Origin of the sequence: Mesorhizobium sp. M7A.F.Ca.CA.001.10.2.1 (genome assembly GCF_003998575.1) — a bacterium.
In the GTDB taxonomy this organism is placed as follows: domain Bacteria; phylum Pseudomonadota; class Alphaproteobacteria; order Rhizobiales; family Rhizobiaceae; genus Mesorhizobium.
Genome location: NZ_RZQY01000553.1, coordinates 1 through 4,155, shown reverse-complemented (window position 1 = coordinate 4,155; position 4,155 = coordinate 1). Strand labels below are relative to the sequence as shown.

The 4,155-nt window shown below is 64.1% G+C and carries 4 protein-coding genes; all 4 read right to left on the bottom strand.

Going from position 1 to position 4,155, the window contains the following annotated elements:
* A partial coding sequence (locus EN964_RS27070; RefSeq protein ID WP_245490690.1) for a Mur ligase family protein occupies window positions 1-883 on the bottom strand: 883 nt, incomplete at its 3' end.
* Window positions 884-937: 54 nt separating this feature from the next.
* Window positions 938-2,647: a penicillin-binding protein 2 gene (locus tag EN964_RS27065; protein ID WP_027034944.1), complete on the bottom strand. Its 1,710-nt coding sequence runs from the start codon at window positions 2,645-2,647 to the stop codon at window positions 938-940.
* Window positions 2,644-3,039, bottom strand: coding sequence for a hypothetical protein (locus EN964_RS27060; protein ID WP_127271473.1), 396 nt, complete (start codon window positions 3,037-3,039; stop codon window positions 2,644-2,646). The genes EN964_RS27065 and EN964_RS27060 overlap by 4 nt, the downstream gene beginning before the upstream one ends.
* A gap of 4 nt (window positions 3,040-3,043) precedes the next feature.
* The gene (gene rsmH, locus EN964_RS27055) at window positions 3,044-4,093 is read right to left on the bottom strand and encodes a 16S rRNA (cytosine(1402)-N(4))-methyltransferase RsmH (RefSeq protein WP_127271471.1); all 1,050 of its coding nucleotides are present in this window, start codon (window positions 4,091-4,093) and stop codon (window positions 3,044-3,046) included.
* Window positions 4,094-4,155: the final 62 nt, after the last annotated feature.

Below are 4,155 nucleotides of genomic sequence, written 5' to 3'. Positions count from 1 at the left end.
CCGCCAGCGGCAGGTCGATCTCGTAGAGCACGCCATCGGCCTCGACCTCGGCCCGCTGGCGGTGGCGCTCGTGCTCGACCCGCTTCAGCCTGAGGAAATCGCCATGGCGGCCGACCGTCAGCACTTCGAGCCCGGCGGCCCGCGCCGCCTGAATCGTCGGTGCCGACCATGGATCGTCGGCGAAGATGACGGCCGGTGCGCCTTTCGGCAGCAGCGCATCGAACAGACGCAGTTTGGCGCGGTGATAGTCCTCGATGGTCGGATGATAGTCCATATGATCGCGGCCGAGATTGGTGAAGCCGCCGGCCGCCAGCTTCACACCGTCCAGACGGCGCTGGTCGAGCCCATGGCTGGAAGCCTCCATCGAAGCGTGGGTAACGCCGGCATCCGCCAATTCCCGCAGCAATTGATGCAGGGCGACCGGATCGGGTGTCGTCAGCGAGCCATAGTCGTTGCGCCCAGGCGCCACCACGCCAGTGGTGCCGATCGAAGCGGCGGCATAACCGGACTGCTCCCAGATCTGCCTGGTGAAAGCCGCGACCGAAGTCTTGCCGCTGGTGCCGGTCACCGCGACCATTATCTCAGGCTGCTTGCCGAAATAGCGGGCCGCACTCAGCGCCAACGCCAGGCGCGGATCGTCGACTGCCAATACCGGGACCGACAGCCCGGCAATGGTGCTGCCCTTGCCCGCTACGATCGCGGCCGCACCGCGCGCGGCGGCGTCGGCGGCATAAACGGCACCGTCGGCCTTGGTTCCCGCGAGCGCAAAGAAGACAACACCCGCTTTTACCTGACGGGAATCCGAAGAAATCCCTGTAACCTCCAGATCGACGGAAGCTATTCCCTCGACGGGCAGGATACCGGCTAGATCTCTGAGCTTCATCGAGTCCCGTTCACCGCAACAAAATAGCGCGCTGTTGCCGGCGCGCCCTAAGAATCACTGATAGGAAACCAGCGTTGCACCATTTTCATGGCTGAAATCTGGCTTCACGCCAAGCATGGCAGCTGAACGCCTGATGATATTGCCGGCCATGACCCCCGCATTTGCGGCCGCGACATCCGTCATGCCAGGCTTTTCCGGGTGCGGGGCATCGGCAATGGTAAACACCAGATACTGCGGATCGTCCATCGGGAAGGCGGCGACGAAAGTGTTGAAATTCAAGTCCTTGGAGTAGCGGCCATTGACGACCTTCTCGGCCGTTCCGGTCTTGCCACCAACGCGGTAGCCGGGGACTCTGGCGTTTCGGGCAGAGCCCTTCTCGGCATTGAGCGAATAGAGGTAGCGCATGCCTTCGACGGTCTTTTCGCTCACCACTTTCTTGGCGGTGGCCATCGCTTCCGCCTGCGTGCGCACCAAAAAGGTAGGGTTCATCAGGAAGCCGCCATTCATCAACGCCGCGCAGCCCACAGCCGCTTGCAGCGGCGTCGTCGACACGCCATGGCCGAAGGCGATGGTGAATGAATTGACCTGTTTCCAGACCTTCGGTTCAGTCGGACGGGCAGTCTCCGGCAATTCGGTCTGCATCCTGTCCAGAAGGCCAAGGCGATGCAGGAATTCGCGATGGCCCTCGATGCCGACCATCTCGGCTTCCCTGGCCGACCCGATGTTGGACGAATAGAGGAACACCTCCGGCAACGACAGCACACGGTTCTTGCCGTGGAAATCGTGAATGGCCTGATGGCCGACGCGGATTGGATGCGAAGCATCGAAGCGGCTCGCCATCGTCGCCTTGCCGGAATCGAGCGCCATGGCTGAGGTGAAGCTCTTGAAGGTCGAGCCCATCTCGTAGAGGCCCGCCGACATGCGATTCAGCCGGTCCTTGTCCTGTGCATTGTAGGGATTGTTCGGATCGAAATCCGGCACCGAGGCCATGGCCACCACTTCGCCGGTCTTGACGTTGAGCACGACGGCGCCGGCGCCCATGGCACGATAGCGCTCCAGGCCGGCGGCGATCTCGTCGCGCACCACATGCTGCACGCGCAGATCGATCGAAAGCTTTACCGGCTTGAGATCCTTGGCAATGGCAAGGCCCGATGCCTGCAGGTCGCTCAAGCCTTGCTCGTCGACATATTTCTCCATTCCGGAGATGCCCTGGTTGTCGATGTTGGTGAGGCCGACAATGTAGGACGAGGTCTCGCCGCTCGGATAGAAGCGGCGCTTTTCGGTACGGAAGCCGAAACCGGGAATGCCGAGTTGCATGATGTCGGACTGTTGCTTGGGCGTCAGCTGCCGCTGCAGCCAGACGAAACCGGCGCCGCTCTTCAGCTTGTGGTAGGTCTGCTCATAGTCGATGTCCGGAAGCACCGTCGACAGCTTCTCGATCGCCTCGTCGGCGTCGACAATCCGGCGTGGTTCTGCAAACAGCGACGCTGTCTTGATATCCGTGGCCAGCACTTCGCCGTTGCGGTCGACGATGTCGGGCCGCGATGCCGTCACCCGGCTCTGCGGACCGCCCGACATGTCGGGGGTCTGGAAGCCGAGGTAGACCAGCCGCCCTGATATGGTCGAGAAGATACCGAAGAACACCGCCATGGTCATGACGATGCGCGTCCTGCCCTTGCCGCCGGTCGCCTTGCGGGCGCCCTCGACCACGATCGATCCATCTTCACTCGTCCTGGCGCGACGCTTCAGCAGTTTGCCGATCATTGGGCGATGCCTCCGGTCACGACGGGATCCTTACTGTCCGAAGGCGCTTGGTCGGAATTGTCGGCCATGCCGCCCTGGCGTCCCGACAGGATGTCCTGGATGTCAAGGGATTTGGCCGGCAGGTCGCCGATGCCGCCGATCTGGCGAGCGCTGACCGGCTCGAGTTCGAGCTGCGACTTGTAGAGTTCGGCGAGCTTCTGCAGCCGCGACGGCTGGGTAAGCAGGCTCCAGTCGGCCTTGAGCAGGTCGATCGTGTCCTCCTCATAGCGTATCTGCGCATGGATCTTCTGCACCGCGGCCAATTGTTCCTCGGCCTCGCGCTTGGCCTTGTAGGTAAGGGCCGCGACCGCAACCATGACGGCGATCAGGACAATGTCGCTGGTACGAAACACTTAGCTACCTCTCCCCCGGCCGGCCTGTGCCAGGAAGTGTTGGGCCGGGAAGCTTTGGAAGGCCGAAAATCGAAAAATCGCTGCTGCGCGCTGGCGCATCCGTGCGGATTGCCGCGCGCAGCCTAGCCGAACGGGCGCGCGGATTGGCCGCCACCTCGGCGTCGCCGGCAGTCACGCCGCCACCCGCCTTGCGGAACGTCGCGGTGCGGGCATGCGCCTCGGGCAAATGCCGCGAGCCGGTCGCGACATCGGCCCGGTCGGCGATGAAACGCTTGACGATGCGGTCTTCCAGCGAATGGAAGGTGACCACGGCGAGCCGTCCGCCCGGCTTCAGCGTGCGCTCGGCCGCGAACAGGGCCTTGGCCAGTTCGCCAAGCTCGTCATTGACGAAGATGCGCAGCGCCTGGAACACGCGCGTAGCCGGATGGATCTTGTCCTTCGGCGCACGGCCGATATGCGTCTCGATGGCGTCGGCCAGTTCCAGCGTGCGCTCGAACGGGCGCTTTTCACGGCGAGCCTCGATCATGCGGGCGATGCGCCCGGCATGACGCTCCTCGCCGAGGAAGCCGAAGATGCGGGCAAGATCGCCCGGCTTGAAGGAATTGACGACGTCGGCGGCGCTAAGGCCCGATTGCGCCATGCGCATGTCGAGCGGCCCGTCGGCGCGGAACGAAAACCCGCGCTCCGCCTGGTCGAGCTGCATAGAGGACACGCCGATGTCGAGCACGATCCCGTCGGCGCTCTCGACATGTTCATCCAGCGTCGAGAACGGCGCGTGCACCAGGCGCAGCCGACCGCCCGATTGCACTTCCAGATCGCGCCCGGCCGCAATGGCATCCGGATCGCGGTCGATCGCCACCACGGAAGCGCCCGTCGCCAGAATGGGCCTGGTGTAGCCGCCGGCGCCGAACGTGCCGTCGATGATGAGGTCGCCCTGCGCCGGCGCCAACGCTTCGAGCACCTCGGCAAGGAGGACCGGAATGTGGCGAGCCGATCCGCCAACGGCGTGCCCATCTACGGCGCGAGGAAGGTCATCGCCGTGGCCTGCCGTCATTCCGGTCGCTCCCCAGGCTTCGTCCCCTGCCGAAGCTGCAAAAGCCGTGCCCGCGCCTGCGC